We start from the raw sequence: 2,870 nt of genomic DNA on the forward strand, positions 1-2,870 counted from the left end.
GGTCCGCCGGGGGTCGGGGCGGCCTTGGCGTCACGGGCGCCGAACGCGTCGCTGCCCGCGGCGGCGGCACCGACGACCAGCAGGCCGTCGAACTCGACCGACCGGGCGGTGGCGTACGTGCGCTGGACCGTCAGCGCACTGCCGTCCGCGCCCAGCTTGCCTCCGGTCGGCGCGACGACGAGGGGGACCATCCCCGCTCCCAGCACGGCCTCGCGCACGGCGCCCACACCCTCGAGGTCGCCGTCCGCGCCGGTGACGATCCCGATGACGCGGCCGTCGGTGGGCCAGGTGCGGCCGACCTGGGACAGCGCCGGGCTGGGCTCGACGTCCGCGAGGGGCACGGTGAGCTTCGGCGCCGGCAGGCCGAGGCCGTTCGCGACCTGCTCGCACAGCTGCGGGTCGATGTTGGCGAGGACCTCCAGGGCCCGCTCCTTGATCGCCTGCTCGTAGCACTTGCCGAGTTCGAAGGTGTAGGCGCCGATGATGTGCTCGCGCTCCACGGGGCTCATGCTCAGCCAGAAGCGCCGGGGCTGGCTGAAGTGGTCGTCGAACGACTCGGGGGCCTCGCGCACCTTCGTGGCCTCCGGGACCCGCACGGGCGTCTCGATGAAGGCGCCCGCGTCCGCGCGGGCGGTGAAGGGGCAGCCGCCGTCCAGCGAGTTGGGGCGGTACGGGGCGACGCCCCGGTGCACGGCGGTCTGGTGCATGCCGTCGCGGAGCATGTCGTTGACGGGCGCGTGCGGCCGGTTGATGGGGAGCTGCGCGAAGTTGGGGCCGCCCAGCCGCGTGATCTGGGTGTCCAGGTAGGAGAAGAGACGTCCCGCCAGCAGCGGGTCGTCGGTGACGTCGATGCCGGGGACGAGGTGGCCGACGTGGAAGGCGACCTGTTCCGTCTCGGCGAAGAAATTCGACGGGTTGCGGTCGAGGGTGAGCAGCCCGATCGGCTTCACCGGGGCGAGCTCCTCCGGCACGATGTTGGTCGGGTCCAGCAGGTCGATGCCCTCGAAGGTCTGCTCCGGGGTGTCGGGGAACGTCTGGATGCCCAGTTCCCACTGGGGGTGGGCGCCCGCCTCGATGGCGTCGGCGAGGTCCCGGCGGTGGAAGTCCGGGTCGACACCGTTGATGATCTGCGCCTCCTCCCACACCAGGGAGTGCACGCCCAGCTTGGGCTTCCAGTGGAACTTCACCAGCGTCGTGGCGCCCTCGGCGTTGACCAGGCGGAACGTGTGGACGCCGAAGCCCTCCATCGTGCGGAACGAGCGGGGGATGCCCCGGTCGGACATGTTCCACAGGGTGTGGTGGGTGGCCTCGGTGTGCAGGGTGACGAAGTCCCAGAAGGTGTCGTGGGCGCTCTGCGCCTGCGGGATCTCCCGGTCCGGATGCGGCTTGCCGGCGTGGATGACGTCGGGGAACTTGATCGCGTCCTGGATGAAGAAGACGGGGATGTTGTTGCCGACCAGGTCGAAGACGCCCTCGCTGGTGTAGAACTTCGTCGCGAAACCGCGGGTGTCCCGCACGGTGTCGGACGAGCCCCGCGACCCCAGCACGGTGGAGAAGCGCACGAACACCGGCGTCTCCTCGTCCTCGGCGAGGAACGCCGCCTTCGTCACGGACGCGGCCGTGCCGTAGCTGCGGAAGACCCCGTGCGCCGCCGCGCCGCGGGCGTGGACCACGCGCTCCGGGATGCGCTCGTGGTCGAAGTGCATGATCTTCTCGCGCAGGTGGTGGTCCTGCAAGAGCACGGGACCGCGCGGCCCGGCCTTGAGCGAGTGGTCGGTGTCGTACAGCCGGGTGCCCTGGGCGTTGGTCAGGTAGCTGCCGGACTGCGCCATCCGCGCCTGCTCGGCGCCCGTCGGCTGCCCCGTCGGCGACACGGTGTCGGGGCCGGTCTGGTCCGGCTTCGGCGGCAGCGGCTCGCGGGGGTGCGTCGGCTCCGCGACCGACGGCGACTCCGGCCCCGGCTTGCCGGGGATGCCCTCCTCCGGCCCCTGCCCGTCTCCCAGCACGCTCTCCGCCACCTTCCGCACCGCCTTCTTCACCGGGTTGGGCTCGCTCATCTATGTCCTCCTCGGCGTCCTGGGCCGCTCGGCCGCGGACGCGTACGTAACCTGCCGACTTCCCGCACAGCCCGCTTTGCAACAGGCGTTCACACGACGCACGCATCGAACGGTCGGACCGTCCTCGCGGGGCACAGCTCCTCCCACCCTCCGTCGGCCGGACGCACCGCGCACGCCACGCGCGACGGGAGGGTTAACCGACCGGGCCGCCGTCGGCGTCGGCGTCGGCGCCGGCGTCGGCCACCGTGGTCGCCGGCCGTAGTCGGCGCCCGGTCTTCCACGGGCGGCGGATCTTCCACGGGCGGCGGATCTTCCACGGGCGCCCGGGGACGCCCGCCAACGACCACCGGTCCTCACCGCGGGGCGCCGTCCCCGGCCGGCCCGGCCCGGTCCCTCACGTCCGCGCACACGGCCCGTACGACTGCGCCGGTCACCGAGGCGAGCGGCCCGTGGTCATTCATGGCGACGGAGTAACCACGCGGGCCGAGGCCAATCACGGCGACGACCGGCACCGGAGCCCCTGGCGATCGTGCACGGGCCGGCAGGGCGACCGCCGGGCGGCGGGAGCGCCGGCGAGCCGCCCCGGCCGGCCCGGCGGCGCCCGTTCTGATGGGGTGTCGGCGGCGGCGCGGGGCGGCGGCGTCCCGGCGCGGAGCAGCTCTCCGCCGTGCGGCGGACCGGTGTTCACCCACCTGAGCGCCTGGAGTGGTGGCGTTCCGGGTGCTGGCTGACGGTGGATCACGTCGGGGCCCGAGTCGGTTCAGCTGACGAGACGCCAGCTGCTCGGCCCTGGCGGAAGGACTCTCCCATGCG

Annotated in this window: 1 protein-coding gene; it reads right to left on the minus strand. The window is 73.0% G+C overall.

The annotated features are described in order from the left end of the window. Positions 1 to 2,057: catalase (locus ACFV9M_RS41905; RefSeq protein WP_385102742.1), on the minus strand; the 2,057-nt coding region annotated here is incomplete at its 3' end. Between the last annotated feature and the right edge of the window lie 813 nt (positions 2,058 to 2,870).

Origin of the sequence: Streptomyces sp. NPDC059895 (genome assembly GCF_042731035.1) — a bacterium.
Lineage (GTDB): Bacteria > Actinomycetota > Actinomycetes > Streptomycetales > Streptomycetaceae > Streptomyces.